Here is a 13,635-nt window from a genome sequence, read left to right as displayed (position 1 = left end):
GTTCGGCTCGCGCGCCCGCGCGGAAGTCGCGGAGGATGGCGGGGTGGAGAACCCGAATCCGGTGCGGCTGCTCGTCGTGGACGACGAACCGCACATCGCCGACCTGGTCGCGACCGTCGCCCGGTACGAGGGCTGGCAGGCCGTGACGGCCGGATGCGGCGCGGACGCGCTCGCGCGCGCCGCGGAGTTCGCTCCCGACATCGTCGTGCTCGACCTCATGCTGCCCGACTTCGACGGCTTCACCGTGCTCGACAAACTGCGCGAGAAGCACGACGCGGTCCCGGTTGTGTTCCTGACCGCGAAGGACGCGACCGCCGACCGCATCGCCGGCCTCACCCGCGGGGGTGACGACTACCTCGTCAAGCCGTTCTCCGTCGAGGAGCTGATGGCGCGGCTGCGCGCGGTGCTGCGGCGGACGTCGGAGAAGCCGGACCCCCGCCCGGTCGTGCTGCAGGTGGGCGATCTCACTTTGGACGAGGAGACGCACGAAGTCCGCCGCGGCGGCAGGCTCGCCGAGCTGACGCCGACCGAGTACGAACTGCTGCGCTACCTGATGCGGCGCTCGCCGGCGGTGCTCACGAAGGCGCAGATCCTCGACCACGTCTGGGAGTACGACTTCGGCGGACGGTCCAATGTGGTCGAACTCGCCGTCTCCCGGTTGCGGCGCAAGCTCGACACGGAGGCCGAACCGCTGATCCACACCGTGCGCGGCGTCGGGTATTCCGTGCGGCAGGCGGGCCGGTGAACCGGATCGGGCGCTGGGCTCGCCGGTGGTACCGGGCTTGGCGCGCTTCGCGGCTGGGCACGCGGCTGGCGTTCGGGCTGGGCGCGCTGTCGCTGGTGGTGTTCGCGATCGTCGGGGCGCTGACCGTCGAGCTGATGCACGACTACCTCAACCGGCGGCTCGACGAACAGCTCAAGACGAGCCAGGTCGCCCAGGTGCCGCATCTGCGCGAGTCGAAGGACAGCCCGGAAGTCGTCTACTCCTGGTACTCCGCGGTTTTCGAGGTGCGGGAGGGACACGCCGTTCCGCAGCCGGGCAGCACCTTGCCGAACGACGTGCGGCCGTTGGCGCGCATTGCCGAAGAAGCGACTGGCGGCGACCTTTTCCGCACGATCGCCTTGCCCGGCCAGGGTTCCTACCGCGTCCGCGCGTGCCCGGTGGAGACGTCGCAGAACGGGACCGCGGGCACCGTGCTGTTGAGTGCCGCGCCGCAGGCCGATCTCGACAACACGGTGCAGCAGCTGATGTTGATCGAAGTGATCGCGTTCCTGATCGCGTTGGCGATTCTCGTCGTCGCTGGCCGGGTCGTACTGCGGCGTGGCTTGCGGCCGTTGTCGGACATGGCTGGCACCGCGCACGACATCGCTTCACACGATCTCACCGCGACCGCGGCGTTGCCGGTGCGCGCGTCCGGAACTGGTGGTGGCGCGGAGGTCGAGGAGCTGCGGACGGCGTTCAATTTGATGTTGAGCCACATCGAATCCTCGCTGGCCGCGCGCACCGAGGCGAACGATCGGCTGCGCCGGTTCGTCGCCGATGCTTCGCATGAACTGCGGACCCCGTTGACGTCGATCCGCGGCTACGCCGATCTTTTCCGGTACGCCGCCGCGAACGAGCCGGAGGAACGCGAGGCGCACCTGGAGAAAATCCGGGCCGAGACCGCGCGGATGAGCGTGCTGGTCGACGATCTCCTGCTGCTCGCCCGGCTGGACGCCCGCGATGTCGAACCGCCGGTGCGCCCGCGGCGAATGGATCTCACGGAGGTCGCCGCGGCTGCCGCGGACGCGTTCCGGGCCGGTCGTCCGGGACATCCGCTGACGGTGTCGATTCCGGAGGAACCCGTGCTGCTGCACGCGGATCCGGCGCGGCTGCGGCAAGTCCTGGACAACCTGCTGGCGAACGCGGCCGTGCACACCGCGGAAGGAACCCCGGTGGAGCTGGCGGTGACGGCGGCGGACGGAATGGCCGTCGCCACCGTCGCCGACGCCGGGCCGGGAATTTCCGCGGAGGATCAGCAGCGGATTTTCGACCGGTTCTATCGCGTCGACAACTCCCGGACCCGCGCCGCGGGCGGCACCGGCCTGGGGTTGGCGGTGGTGCATTCGCTGGTGGTGGAGCACGGCGGGACGGTCTCGGTGGACAGCCGCCCCGGGCGGACGGTGTTTACCGTGCGGCTGCCGTTGTCTGCGTGACGCGCGCGGTGACGTGCTCGGGAACGGTCCAGCCTGGCGGCAGGTCGGCGGAAGGTTCCGGCTCGCCGAAGACCGTGCGCACCGGCAGCACCCCGGCCCAGGCGGCGTTGGCGGCGACGTCTTCCGGCTCGTCGTCCGGTCCTTCGGCGCGGAGTTTCACCGAGGCTTCCGTCAGGTCGAGCGCGATGACCGAAACCGCGGCGAATTCTTTCTTGTTCACCGGCCGGGCGTGTTCCCACGAACCGGGGGAGAGGTGGTCGGTGAGCACGTGCAGGCCGTGCATTTTCTCGTCCGGGTCGGTCACCAGCCGGGCCTTGCCGAGGATGACCGCGCTGCGGTAGTTGACCGAGTGGTTGTTCACCGAGCGGCAGTAGACGATCCCGTCGAGCAGGGTGACCGTCACGCAGACGTCGGTTTCCCCGGTGGCGGCTCGCAGACTGGCCGCGCCCGTGGAACCATGCAGGTACAGGGTGTCGCCGGCGCGGCCGTATCCGGTGGGCAGCACCAGCGGGACGCCGTCGCGGACCACGCCGAGGTGGCAGATCAGCGCCTCGTCGAGCACGGCGTGCAGCACGGCGCGCTCGCTGGCGGCGCGGTGGCGTTTGCGGCCGAGCGTGGTGCGTTCGGTGGGCGAAAGGCTGCTCATGCGTTCAGTGTGCGGCGAGCAAGTGGCTACGTTGAATGTCCACTTCTTCTACACTTGAGAAGTCCACTTCGCTGTGAACGGAGGTCCGCCGTGTCCTACGCCGACACCGCCCTGCCGGTGAGTCTCGACCGCGAAGCGGCCACCCCGCTGGCCGTGCAGCTGGCCGACGCGCTGCGCGAAGCCGCGGCGGGCGGACACCTCCGCGGCGGTGACCGGCTGCCGTCCACGCGCGCACTGGCGGAACGGCTCGGAGTCTCGCGCACGGTCACTTCCGCTGCGTACGAGCAACTTCACGCCGAAGGCTGGATCGCCGGCCGGCACGGTTCCGGCACCTACGTGACCACTCCGCCGACCCGCGCCGCCGCGTCCGTCACGGTGCCCGGTTCTCTGCTCGCCGAGGCCGAATCGGCTCCGCTGCTCGACCTCGCGCCGGGTACGCCGTGGGCGGGCGGGCTCGATCGCGCGGCCTGGCGGCGGGCGTGGCGCGCGGCCGCCGATCCCGAGCCGCTCACGCGCGCGCACCGCGCGGGGTTGCCGGAATACCGCGCGACTGTGTCGGAACACCTGCTGCGCCACCGCGGTCTGGCCGCGGGCTCGGTGCTGGCGACCGGCGGGACGACCGCGGCGGTCGTGGAACTCGCCGCCGCGGTGCTGCGCCGAGGTGCGGTCGTCGCCTTCGAGGAACCGGGTTATCAGCGTGCGGTGCAAGCGTTCCGGCAGGCCGGGCTCACCGTCGTGGGCGTGCCGGTGGACGAGGAAGGCCTGCGCCCGGACGCGATTCCGGCCGGAGCGCGCGCGGTTTACTGCTCGCCCGCGCACCAGTACCCGATGGGCAGCAGGATGAGCGCGGCCCGCCGCGTGCAGCTCGTGGAACGCGCTCGCGCGGAAGGCATGCTGGTCATCGAGGACGACTACGACGGCGAGCTGCGCTTCGACGTCGCCCCGCTGCCGATGCTGGCCGCGCTCGCCCCGGACGTCGTCGTGCACCTCGGGACCACCAGCAAAATCCTCACCCCGACGCTCGGCGCGGGCTGGCTCGTCGCGCCCGCCGCGGTGGCCGATTCCATTCTGGCGTACCGGGATCTCACCGGAACCCGTCCGTCGCCGGCCGGTCAGCGGGTGCTGGTCGAACTGGCCCGGACCGGCGATCTGGGCCGGCACCTGCGGAAACTGCGCCGGGAAATGGCCGAACGCCGGACGGTGCTGGTGGCCGCGCTGTCGAACGCCGGGATCCCGTTCGTCGGCGACGACGCCGGTGCACACCTGGTGGTGCCCGCCGAGAGCGCCGAGGCGGAGGCCGAGCTGATCGCGGCGGCGGAGCGGCATTCGATCCGGCTGGACGGGCTGGCGCGGCATTTCGCGGGAACGCCGACGGTGTACGGCATCGCGCTGGGGTACGCGGGTTGTTCGCGGGAAGCGTTGATGGCCGCGGTGCCGACGCTGGTGGACCTTCTCCGCTGACCGGCTCGGCTCGGACCTCGGGCTCGCACGCCGTCCGACCAGCGCGGACACCCCCGGCGCGCGCTGCCGGCGATGCTCACCCGGTACGGTGACCGGCTATGAGCGCTGAAAAGATCCGGGTCGCGGTCGTGTTCGGTGGCCGCAGCAGCGAGCACACCATCTCGTGCCTGTCCGCGGGCAGCGTGATCTCGAACCTGGATCCGGACCGCTTCGAGGTGCTCCCGGTCGGCGTCACGCCGAGCGGCGGCTGGGTGCTCGGCACCGGCGACCCGAAGCAGCTCAGCATCCGGGGCCGCGAGCTGCCGTCGGTCGAGTCCGGCCGCGCGCTCGTGCTCGCCGGCGACCCGACCAGCCGCGAGCTGCGCACGGTCGACCCCGGCCAGGCCACCGAGGTGCTCGGCACCGTCGACGTCGTCTTCCCGGTGCTGCACGGCGCCTTCGGCGAGGACGGCACCATCCAGGGCCTGCTCGAACTCGCCGACATCCCGTACGTCGGCCCCGGCGTGTTCGCCAGCGCGGCGGCGATGGACAAGGAATATGCCAAGAAGCTGCTCGCCGCGGAGGGGCTGCCGGTCGGCACCTACGCCGCGCTGCGCCGCGGACAGTCCACTTTGGCCGAAGCGGACCGCGAACGCCTTGGCCTGCCGGTGTTCGTGAAGCCCTCGCGCGCCGGTTCGTCGGTCGGCATCTCGCGCGTCGCCGACTGGGCCGGCCTGGGCGCCGCGATCGAACTGGCCCGGCGCACCGACCCGAAGGTGCTCGTCGAGGCCGCGGTGCGCGGGCGCGAGGTCGAATGCGGCGTGCTGGAATTCCCGGACGGCCGCGTCGAGGCGTCGCTCCCGGCGGAGATCCGGGTGCTCGCCGAGGGCGAGGACGCCTGGTACGACTTCGAAACCAAGTACCTCGGCGAGGACGCCGAACTGGACATCCCGGCCAAACTGGACGACGCGCTCGCCGACCGGCTGCGCGCGATGGCCGTCGAGGCGTTCCGCGCGCTCGACTGCCAGGGCCTGGCCCGCGTCGACTTCTTCGTGACCGAGGAGGGCGACCTGGTGATCAACGAGGTCAACACGATGCCCGGGTTCACCACGAAGTCCGCCTACCCGAAGATGTGGGAAGTGACCGGGGTGGACTACCCGACGCTGCTGTCGACCCTGATCGACACCGCGCTCGCCCGGGGCACCGGCCTGCGCTGATCGACCGGGTCCGCGGCTTCTCCGGACTGCGCACGCCGCCTGCCCTGAAAACGAACCTGCTCGCCGCCTCGGCGCTCGAGGACCGGCACGACGCCGCCCGCGGCCGGTTGCTGAGCGAAGTTCTCGGCGCCGCTCGCGTGTGCTTACGATGCCCGTCGAACAAGCCCAGCAGGTCCCCGTCGTGAGGAAACAGCGCGTGCAGATCGCTTCCCGGCTCGACCGGCTCCCAGTCACCCGGCGGCACCGGTACTTCGTCGGCGTGGTCGGGATCGCCACCTTTTTCGACCTCTACGACCTGTTCCTCGCCGCGACCATCAGCACCGTCCTCACCAAGGAGTTCGGCGTCACCCCGACGACGCTGAAGTACGTCCTGGCGTCGGCGTTCGTCGGCGCGTTCGTGGGCGCGGTGTTCCTCGGCAGGCTGGCCGACCGGCTCGGCCGGCGCCGCGCGTTCCTGCTCACCCTGGGCCTGTACTCGGTGTTCACCCTGCTCGGCGCGTTCAGCACCGACGTGTGGATGCTGGTGATCTGCCGTTTCATCGCCGGGATCGGCATCGGCGCGGAACTGCCGGTCGCCGACGCCTATCTCGCCGACCTGCTGCCCGCCCGCGCTCGCGGTCGCGCGACCGCCTGGGCCTACACGATCGGCTTCTGCGGGGTCCCCGCTGCCGGATTCCTCGCCCGCGCGCTCGTCGGCCACGCGCCGCTCGGCATCGACGGCTGGCGCTGGCTGTTCGTGATCGGCGCGCTGGGCGCGGCGGTCGTGTGGGCGCTGCGGTTCACGCTGCCGGAGTCACCGCGTTGGCTTGCGGCGCAAGGAAGAATCGGCGAAGCGGACGAGATCGTGCGCAAGCTCGAAGCGAGCGCGCCGCAGCCGTTGCCCGAACCGGAGCCGGAACCGCCCGCGCCCGAACCGGTTCGCGCGTCGGCGTTGCTGCGTCCGCCGTGGTTCCGCCGCACGGCGATGCTGTACGTGTTCCAGCTGCTGCAGGCGTTCGGCTACTACGGTTTCGGTTCGCTGGTGCCGATTGTGCTGGCGGCCAAGGGTTTCGGCCTGGTCAGCTCGCTGACCTTCGCCGCGCTCACCTTCCTCGGCTATCCGATCGGCTCAGCGCTGTCCATCCCGATCATCGAACGGCTGGAACGCAAGTGGCTGATCGTCGCGAGCGCGGCGGCGATGGCGGTGTTCGGCCTTGCCTTCGGCTACGCGACTTCCGGCGTGCTGATCGCGGTGTTCGGCTTCTGCTACACCGCCGTCAGCAACGTCTTCTCCAACGCCTTCCACACCTACCAGGGCGAGCTGTTCCCGACGTCGCTGCGCGGCACCGCGGCCGGTTCGGCCTACGCGCTGTCGCGGCTGGCGACGGCCGCGATGCCGTTCGTGCTGCTGCCGATCCTGCATTCGGCGGGCGCGACGACGATGTTCGCCGTGGTCGCGGGCGCGATGGTGCTGCTGATGATCGACGTGGCCGTGCTCGGCCCGCGCACCACCGGCGAATCGCTGGAAACGATCGCGGCTAGAACGTCAAAGGCTTGACCGGCAGCTTCGCCGAGATCGCGTCCGAAATGGCCTGCAGCGGACCGGTGCCCGCGCTCGCCGGGACGGTCAGCGCGACGTACACCGGCCGGTCGACCGCGTACCAGGTGGCCGAGCCGCCCTGCTCGATCTGCAGCCACTGCACCTTGTTGACCACCCGCAGCTGCGCGGTCCGGGTCAGCTCCGGCGGGCGTTCGAGGCCGCAGCGCAGCACGACCGGGTCCGGTTCGCCCCACGCGACGGTGGCCTTCGGCGCGGGCTCGGCGAGCGTGCGCGGCGAGAGTTCCTTGCCGTTCGACGTGAGCGTGCCCGGGACCCCGGCGATCAGCTTCGCGCAGTCCGGCGACCCGGCCTGCGGCGCGGGTACGGACACGAGCGCGAGCGGCTGGTTCTGCTCGGGCTGCCCGGAGGAGTTCTTCGTCAGCGCGACGACCGCGACCGCGACCGCCAGCGCGGCCACGAGCAACGACGCGGTGACGAGGACGACCTTCGGCGGGGCCCCGGTGTCGGTGTCTGCCACCGGCTCAGTGGACCACGGCTCAGAGATGCACGACCGGGCAGGTCAGCGTGCGCGTGATCCCTTCCACGTTCTGCACACGGGCGACCACGAGCTGGCCGAGCTGGTCCACAGTGTCCGCGGCGGCGCGCACGATCACGTCGTACGGTCCGGTGACGTCCTCGGAGCTGGTCACGCCCGGGACCCCGGCGATCTCCGCAGCCACCGCGGCCGCCTTGCCGACCTCGGTCTGGATGAGGATGTATGCGTGGACCACGGCGTGCCCTTTCGTCGGTGGCGGTCTAGTCGAGGTAGGAACGGTGTAGACGGTGTAGGAAACGTAGCGCCAGCCCTGGGAAAAACCTAGGGGATCCGATTGTCGGTGGCCGATCCGACACAGGCGAGGGAAACAGGAGGTGACCGGTGTCACCGGACGAGCACTCGGTGGCCGCGACAGGCGAGTTCGGCCTGATCCGGCGGGTCACCGAAGGACGCGCGCAGCCGCCGTCGACACTGCTGGGCCCGGGCGACGACGCGGCGGTTCTGGCCGCGCCGGACGGCCGCGTGGTCGTGACGACCGACGTGCTGGTCCACGGCGTGCACTTCCGGCTCGACTGGTCGAGCCCGGAGCAGGTCGGGCGCAAGGCGGTCGCGGTGAATCTGTCCGACGTCGCGGCGATGGGGGCGAAGCCGACTTCGGTGGTCGTCGGGATCGCGTGCCCGGCGGACACCCCGGCGCAGGTCGTGACCGAGATCATGGACGGCATGTGGGCCGAGGCGGGTTCGGCCGGGATCGGAGTGTCCGGCGGGGACCTGGTGAGCGCGGACCAGCTCGTGCTCAGCGTCACCGCATTGGGCGACCTCGAAGACCGCGAACCGGTGACCCGGTCCGGCGCGCGTCCCGGCGACGTGCTCGCGGTGTGCGGACGGCTCGGCTGGGCCGCGGCCGGGCTCGCCGTGCTGCGCCGCGGCTTCCGGTCGCCGGTCGGCGTGGTGAACGCGCAGCGCTGCCCGGAACCGCCGTACGCGGCCGGTCCGCAGGCCGCGCTCGCCGGCGCGACGTCGATGATGGACATCTCGGACGGCTTGCTCGCCGACCTCGCGCACCTGGCCGCGGCTTCCGAGGTCGGGCTCGACGTGCAGACCGCGCTGCTCGAGGTGCCGACGCGGCTGAAGGAGGTCGGCAGCGCGCTCGGCGCGGACCCGCTGCAGTGGGTGCTGACCGGCGGCGAGGACCACGCGCTGGTCGCGACGTTCCCGCCGTTCGACGACCTGCCGGACGGCTGGCGCAAGATCGGCGTGGTCACCATGCCCGGCTCCGGGGTCACTGTGGACGGACGGGAGTACGACCAGCAGGGCGGCTGGGAGCACTGGCAGCAGTGATCCTTCATTAGGCTGGTGCCGTGGACATTCGTGTCATGGCCTTCGACCATCCCGACGCCGCCAAGCTGATGGCCGAGGTGCAGCTGGAGTACGTGCGCCGGTACGGCTCCGAGGACGAGACCCCGATGGACCCCGCGGAGTTCGCGCCGCCGCGGGGCCTGTTCCTGGTCGGCTACCTGGACGACGTGCCGGTGGCGTCCGGCGCGTGGCGCGCGCACGACGGTCCCGAGCCGACGTTCCGGCCCGGCGACGTCGAGCTGAAACGGATGTACGTGGTCGAATCCGCGCGGGGCCGCGGTTTCGCCCGCGCGATGCTCGCCGAACTGGAACGCACCGCGGTCGCCGCCGGACGGCGCCGGGTGGTCCTGGAGACGGGCACCGAGCAGCCGGAGGCGATCGCCCTCTACCGTTCGTCGGGCTATGCCGAGATCCCGGCTTTCGGTTATTACGGCGATCTGCCCGAAAGCCGGTATTACGGCAAGGATCTCGCGCCCGACTACTGACCCGGAGGCGGCATTGGCCATCTACGCGCTCGGCGACCTGGTCCCGACGATCCACCCGGACGCCTACGTCCATCCCGACGCCACCGTGATCGGCGACGTCCGGATCGGCGCGCGCGCCTCGGTCTGGCCGCAGACCGTGCTGCGCGGCGACCACGGGTACATCGAGATCGGCGACCGCTCGAACGTGCAGGACGGCTGCGTCATCCACTGCACCGCGCGGCATCCGACGATCCTCGGCCCGTCCTCGGCGGTCGGGCATTCGGTGCACATCGAGGGCGCGAAGATCGGCACCGGCTGCCTCATCGCGTCGGGTTCGGTGGTGCTGAACGGAAGCGTGATCGAGGACGGCGGGATGGTCGGCGCGGGCGCGGTGCTGTCGTACGAATCGACGGTCGGCACCGGCGAGATCGCACTGGGAGTTCCGGCGAAAACGCGGCCGAACAAGTCGTTTTCGGAAGACCAGATCGCCGCGGTGGTGGATTCCTATGTCCGGCGCGGAGCCCGCTTCCGGGCCGAGTTGCGCAGGCTGGACCCGCCACAGTGACGCCCGGCACGTGGCGCTAGGCTCGCGGGCCGTGACTGGACGACCGCTGGACGAAATCGTCGAAGCTGGCTGGGCGAAAGCCCTTGAGCCGGTGGCCGCACAGGTCGCCGCGATGGGGGAGTTCCTCCGCGCCGAGATCGCCGCGGGCCGCACTTATCTTCCCGCGGGCGAGCACGTGCTGCGCGCGTTCAAGCAGCCGTTCGACGACGTCCGCGTGCTGATCGTCGGCCAGGACCCGTACCCGACCCCCGGGCACGCGGTCGGGCTGAGCTTCTCGGTGGCCCCGGACGTGCGGCCGATCCCGAAGAGCCTGATCAACATCTACCAGGAGTACTGCGAGGACCTGGGCCACCCGACCCCGTCCAACGGCGATCTGACGCCGTGGGCGGAGCGCGGCGTGCTGCTGCTGAACCGGTCGCTCACCGTGCAGCCGTACAAGTCCAACTCGCACCAGGGCAAGGGCTGGGAGCAGGTCACCGAGCAGGCGATCAAGGCGCTCGCCGCGCGCGGCGGCCCGCTGGTGGCGATCCTGTGGGGCCGCAACGCGCGGAACCTGCGGCCGATGCTCGGCGACGTGCCGTGCATCGAATCGGCGCATCCGAGCCCGCTGTCGGCGCGCAACGGGTTCTTCGGGTCGCGTCCGTTCAGCCGGGCGAACCAGCTTCTGGTCCAGCAGGGCGCGGAACCGCTCGACTGGAAACTTCCCTGACGCGGCGTGTCCTGTTCCCGCGGCCGGTTCCGACCACCAGGGTAAGCACCGGCTGAAACCCTGGAGGAAAACCATGACCGCCACCGTCACGTCCGCCGACGGCACCCCGATCGCCTTCGACACCTACGGCTCGGGCTCGCCGGTGCTGCTGGTCGGCGGCGCGGTGAACGACCGGACGACCGTCGCCGGGCTCGCCTCGGTGCTCGCCGACGCCGGTTTCACCGCGATCGCCTACGACCGGCGAGGCCGCGGCGACAGCGGCGACGCGCAGGTCTACGCGGTCGAGCGCGAGATCGACGACCTGGAAGTGCTGATCGAGGCCGTCGGCGGCTCGGCCGCGGTGTTCGGGCACTCGTCCGGCGCGATCCTGGCCCTGGAAGCGGCGGCGCGGGGCCTGCCGATCACGAAGGCGGCGGTGTACGAACCGCCGTTCGTCGTCGGCGACCGCCCGCGTCCCGCCGAAGACCTGGTGGACCGGGTCAGCGCCCGGCTCGCCGACGACGACCGGGACGGCGCGGTCGAGCTGTTCCTGGTCGAGGGCACCGGGACGCCGAAGGAGATCGTGGAGTCGATGAAGGCCGCGCCGGTGTGGGGCTGGTTCGTCGGCTTGGCGCACACCCTGCCGTACGACCTGACCGTCTGCGGCCGCGGCAACCACCTGCCGACGGACCGGCTGGCGGCGATCACCGTCCCGGTGCTGTCCCTGTCCGGCGGCGCTGGGGAGGCGTGGATGACGTCGTCGGCGAAGGCCGTCGCGGCCGCGGTCGGGCACGGGCGATGGGAGGAGATTCCCGGCCAGGATCACGGTGTGCTGAACGCGCCGGAGACCCTGCGCGGGGTGCTGGCGGACTTCCTGAGGTGACGAAAAAGGGGCGAGTGCCGAAGCGCTCGCCCCTTTTCCTGCAGCTTTACCCCGAAGGTGACCCCACGCGGGGGTCCAGGGGGCTTGCCCCCTGGCGGGGGCCCGGGGGTTCGACCCCCGGAAGACACCTGAGCGCAGAAAAATGGCGAGTGCTCTCCACGAGCACTCGCCATCCTTCACGTTGTCGCTACCCGCGGACGACCTTGCCAGCCTTGATGCACGAGGTGCAGGCGTTGAGCCGCTTGCGCTGGGACACGCCGACCTTCGCGTGCACAACCTGGATGTTCGGGTTCCACCGGCGGTTGGTACGCCGGTGGGAGTGCGAGACCGACTTGCCGAAGCCGGGTCCCTTGCCACAGACGTCGCACACGGCAGCCACGTCGAACTCCTCTGGATATGGGACAAAGAATGCGCGCCCGAACGGGCCGGGCAACTCGACCATAGTAACGAGTGGTCTCCGGGGCCTTGCCGCGGGGTCGTTACCCTCGCGGGGACCGGCTAGGAGGTTACGGGGTGCGGGTGCTGGACGCGGCGGCGGTGCGGGGCTGGGCGGCGGCTTCGGTGCGCAGCTTGGACAGGCTGCGCGGGGCGATCGACGGCATCAACGTCTACCCGGTCGCGGACTCCGACACCGGCTCCAACCTGCTGTACACGATGACCGGCGCGCACGAGGCGCTCGCCGCGGCGGAGCCGGACGGCGCGGCCGAGGCGCTGGCCGCATTGGCGCGCGGGGCGGTGGCGCACGCGCGGGGCAATTCGGGCGTGATCCTCTCCCAGGTCATGCGGGGGATGGCCGACTGGGCGGCCGCCGGCGGGGACCTCGACGGGGCTGGTCTCGCCGCCGCGCTCGGGCAGGCGGACCAGGCCGCCACGGGCGCGGTCAGCAGGCCGGTCGCCGGGACGATGCTGACCGTCCTGCACACCGTGGCCGCCGCCGTCCGGGGCTCGACGCGGACGTTGCCCGAGGTCGCGCGCGAGGTCGTCACGGTGGCTGCGGCGGCTTTGGAGGAGACGCCCAAGCAGCTTCCCGCGCTGGCCAAGGCGGGGGTCGTCGACGCGGGAGGCCGCGGTCTGGTCGCGGTGCTCGACGCGCTGGCCGGCGTGATCACCGGCGAACCCGTGGACCCTGGACACGACCTGAAGGCGGTCGCTTCGCTGCCGGAGCCGGCGCCGTACGCGTGGGAGGTCATGTACTTGCTGGACGAGGTCGACGAAGCCCGCCTGCCCGCGTTGCGGAAGGAGCTGAGCGGCTTCGGCGACAGCGTGACCGTGGCCGGGGACGGTTCGGGCAGCCACGCGGTACACGTCCATTGCGCGGACATCGGCGCGGCGATCGAAGCCGGGCTGCAGCTGGGCCGGCCGCGGAAGATCCGCGTCGAACCGCTGCGCACGCCGACGCCGATCGAACCCGGAGGCGGCCTCGACCGGTCCGTGGTCGCGGTGGTGCGCGGCGGCGGGCTCGCCGAACTGCTGCGGGCCGAGGGCGTCGCGGTGCTGGCGGTGCCCGACGGCGAACTCCCCAGCGTCGAGGACATGATCGGGCTGTTCAACGAGGCGGCCGGACAGCATCTGAGCGTCCTGCCGGGCGGACCGGACCTCACCGCGGCCGCCGACGCCGCGGCCGGGCATCCGATGGCGGGCGAGCGCGACGTCGTGGTCATCCCGTGCGCGTCGCCGGTGCAGGTGCTGGCCGCGCTCGCGGTGCACGACAGCGGCCGCCGGGTCAACGACGACGTCGTCGCGATGGCCGAGGCGGCCGCCGCGACCAGGCGTGGCGAGCTGCGGATCGCGCACGAGGAGTCGCTAACCTGGGTGGGCCGGGCCCAGTCCGGCGACGTGATCGGCCTGGTCGACGACGAGGTGGTGCTGATCGAGCCCGCCCCGGCGTCGGCGACGAATCTCGTCGCGGCCGCGGTCAGCGTGCTGAACCGGATGCTGGCGCTCGGCGGCGAGCTGGTCACCGTGCTGAGCGGGGCGGACGCACCGCCGAGGGTGGCCGCCGAACTCGCCGAGCAACTGCGGCTGGAACACCCCGAGGTGGAGTTGACGAGTTACGCCGGCGGGCAAAGCGACGCTGTGCTGCTGATGGGGGTCGAATAATC

At 71.5% G+C, this 13,635-nt stretch carries 15 protein-coding genes; 11 read left to right on the top strand and 4 right to left on the bottom strand.

Going from position 1 to position 13,635, the window contains the following annotated elements:
- The first annotated feature begins 43 nt into the window (after positions 1-43).
- A complete protein-coding gene (locus F9C12_RS15025) occupies positions 44-745 on the top strand; it encodes a response regulator transcription factor (protein ID WP_409187083.1) in 702 nt (233 codons plus the stop codon).
- Positions 742-2,196 carry a sensor histidine kinase gene (locus F9C12_RS15020; RefSeq protein WP_409466280.1) on the top strand — a complete coding sequence of 485 codons (1,455 nt, stop codon included), beginning with the start codon at positions 742-744 and terminating at the stop codon, positions 2,194-2,196. Before F9C12_RS15025 ends, F9C12_RS15020 begins: the two co-directional genes overlap by 4 nt.
- Here the strand turns inward: F9C12_RS15020 and F9C12_RS15015 are convergent.
- A complete protein-coding gene (locus tag F9C12_RS15015) occupies positions 2,168-2,842 on the bottom strand; it encodes a pyridoxamine 5'-phosphate oxidase family protein (RefSeq protein ID WP_409466279.1) in 675 nt (224 codons plus the stop codon). The two genes, F9C12_RS15020 and F9C12_RS15015, sit on opposite strands and share 29 nt — an antisense overlap.
- Positions 2,843-2,932: 90 nt before the next feature.
- On the opposite strand from F9C12_RS15015, the gene F9C12_RS15010 reads away from it, so the two are divergent.
- The 3 genes from F9C12_RS15010 (at position 2,933) to F9C12_RS15000 (ending at position 7,036) form a co-directional block, all read left to right on the top strand.
- Positions 2,933-4,303 carry a PLP-dependent aminotransferase family protein gene (locus F9C12_RS15010; RefSeq protein ID WP_409466278.1) on the top strand — a complete coding sequence of 457 codons (1,371 nt, stop codon included), beginning with the start codon at positions 2,933-2,935 and terminating at the stop codon, positions 4,301-4,303.
- Between the two features lie 98 nt (positions 4,304-4,401).
- A complete protein-coding gene (locus F9C12_RS15005) occupies positions 4,402-5,499 on the top strand; it encodes a D-alanine--D-alanine ligase family protein (protein ID WP_409466277.1) in 1,098 nt (365 codons plus the stop codon).
- A 196-nt stretch (positions 5,500-5,695) separates the two neighbouring features.
- Positions 5,696-7,036, top strand: a complete 1,341-nt coding sequence (locus F9C12_RS15000; RefSeq protein ID WP_409466276.1) for an MFS transporter — start codon at positions 5,696-5,698, stop codon at positions 7,034-7,036.
- On the opposite strand, the gene F9C12_RS14995 is transcribed toward F9C12_RS15000, so the two are convergent.
- Together F9C12_RS14995 and F9C12_RS14990 are read right to left on the bottom strand one after the other, a co-directional pair.
- The gene (locus F9C12_RS14995) at positions 7,017-7,556 is read right to left on the bottom strand and encodes a DUF3515 domain-containing protein (RefSeq protein WP_409466275.1); all 540 of its coding nucleotides are present in this window, start codon (positions 7,554-7,556) and stop codon (positions 7,017-7,019) included. The genes F9C12_RS15000 and F9C12_RS14995 overlap by 20 nt on opposite strands.
- A 19-nt stretch (positions 7,557-7,575) precedes the next feature.
- On the bottom strand, positions 7,576-7,809 hold the full coding sequence (locus F9C12_RS14990; RefSeq protein WP_009074118.1) for an Lrp/AsnC ligand binding domain-containing protein: 234 nt from the start codon (positions 7,807-7,809) through the stop codon (positions 7,576-7,578).
- A gap of 146 nt (positions 7,810-7,955) precedes the next feature.
- On the opposite strand from F9C12_RS14990, the gene F9C12_RS14985 reads away from it, so the two are divergent.
- From F9C12_RS14985 to F9C12_RS14965, 5 genes are all read left to right on the top strand, one after another.
- Positions 7,956-8,915: a thiamine-phosphate kinase gene (locus tag F9C12_RS14985; RefSeq protein WP_409466274.1), complete on the top strand. Its 960-nt coding sequence runs from the start codon at positions 7,956-7,958 to the stop codon at positions 8,913-8,915.
- A gap of 20 nt (positions 8,916-8,935) precedes the next feature.
- A complete protein-coding gene (locus tag F9C12_RS14980; RefSeq protein WP_409466273.1) occupies positions 8,936-9,418 on the top strand; it encodes a GNAT family N-acetyltransferase in 483 nt (160 codons plus the stop codon).
- 13 nt (positions 9,419-9,431) lie between these two features.
- Positions 9,432-9,962: a gamma carbonic anhydrase family protein gene (locus tag F9C12_RS14975; protein WP_409182579.1), complete on the top strand. Its 531-nt coding sequence runs from the start codon at positions 9,432-9,434 to the stop codon at positions 9,960-9,962.
- 31 nt (positions 9,963-9,993) lie between these two features.
- Complete coding sequence (locus tag F9C12_RS14970; protein ID WP_409182578.1) at positions 9,994-10,671, top strand: uracil-DNA glycosylase; 678 nt, start codon at positions 9,994-9,996, stop codon at positions 10,669-10,671.
- A gap of 73 nt (positions 10,672-10,744) precedes the next feature.
- Positions 10,745-11,533: an alpha/beta fold hydrolase gene (locus F9C12_RS14965; protein ID WP_409182577.1), complete on the top strand. Its 789-nt coding sequence runs from the start codon at positions 10,745-10,747 to the stop codon at positions 11,531-11,533.
- A gap of 187 nt (positions 11,534-11,720) precedes the next feature.
- Here the strand turns inward: F9C12_RS14965 and rpmB are convergent, their stop codons facing one another.
- Positions 11,721-11,912, bottom strand: a complete 192-nt coding sequence (gene rpmB, locus F9C12_RS14960) for a 50S ribosomal protein L28 (RefSeq protein WP_009074135.1) — start codon at positions 11,910-11,912, stop codon at positions 11,721-11,723.
- A 134-nt stretch (positions 11,913-12,046) separates the two neighbouring features.
- On the opposite strand from rpmB, the gene F9C12_RS14955 reads away from it, so the two are divergent.
- Positions 12,047-13,633: a DAK2 domain-containing protein gene (locus F9C12_RS14955; protein ID WP_409466272.1), complete on the top strand. Its 1,587-nt coding sequence runs from the start codon at positions 12,047-12,049 to the stop codon at positions 13,631-13,633.
- The last annotated feature ends 2 nt before the right edge of the window (positions 13,634-13,635 follow it).

Source organism: Amycolatopsis sp. GA6-003 (assembly GCF_046267895.1).
Lineage (GTDB): Bacteria > Actinomycetota > Actinomycetes > Mycobacteriales > Pseudonocardiaceae > Amycolatopsis.
The sequence above is the reverse complement of the archived record's forward strand: the minus strand, read 5'-3'. Positions and strand labels throughout refer to the sequence as shown.

What these genes read in the sequence shown, in the direction of transcription:
- F9C12_RS15005 (WP_409466277.1), top strand. Translation starts at nt 4,402, where the DNA reads ATGAGCGCTGAAAAGATCCGGGTCGCGGTCGTGTTCGGTGGCCGCAGC.
- F9C12_RS15015 (WP_409466279.1), bottom strand. Translation starts at nt 2,842, where the DNA reads ATGAGCAGCCTTTCGCCCACCGAACGCACCACGCTCGGCCGCAAACGC.
- F9C12_RS14965 (WP_409182577.1), top strand. Translation starts at nt 10,745, where the DNA reads ATGACCGCCACCGTCACGTCCGCCGACGGCACCCCGATCGCCTTCGAC.